At 61.7% G+C, this 600-nt stretch carries 1 pseudogene; it reads right to left on the bottom strand.

Annotated elements, in window-relative coordinates:
- A pseudogene (locus tag J4D28_RS30310) lies at positions 1 to 600 on the bottom strand (PAAR domain-containing protein); the annotation flags it as partial.

Raw genomic sequence — 600 nt, 5'->3', positions numbered from 1 at the left:
CTCATGGACGCCAATGCCGCACTGACCTTCTCCGCCGCTTCCATCAGCAAGGCTTCTTCACGGGTGCATTGGTAGTTGTCGGGATGACTGAGCACAACAAGTTGCCCAGGTTTGGCAGAACTCGATAGCTGGGGATTGAGCCGGCGGAATTTCTCCAGCACAGCCTCATCAGCCTGGCCGAACAGCACCGTCTCCAGCGCAGCGCGGGTCATCGGCGTTTGCACGATATGAAACCCCGGCTCCACCAGATGTTGTGTGTCCTGCACGGACAGCGGCGGAGAAACGATATTGCCGTGAGCAACGCTCAGGCCGCGTACCTGATCCCGCGGCACCGCATCGGCAAACTCATTCTGCGGATACCCCTTATGAATGGCGTCGGCCCAGCGCTGGGTATTGATCACCGCGGGTCCGATGTAATCGCTGTCGAGCGGGATAGTCGGTTGATTCCCGGAGCAGACCGTCCGCTGAGTAGCGATCAGGCGGTTGGCCCCGGTCGGGCAGCCGCACTGCACAAGGCCACCCTCCACCGCCGTGGCTTGGTGGTTATCCGCCCAGGTGTGATGGCCTTCGGCGATATAGCCCACCGTCTGGCACACCGGG

The organism is Pseudomonas sp. GW531-T4 (genome assembly GCF_017349615.1).
GTDB classification, from domain to species: Bacteria; Pseudomonadota; Gammaproteobacteria; order Pseudomonadales; family Pseudomonadaceae; genus Aquipseudomonas; species Aquipseudomonas chlororaphis_I.
This window is presented reverse-complemented; position numbering and strand designations above follow the sequence as displayed.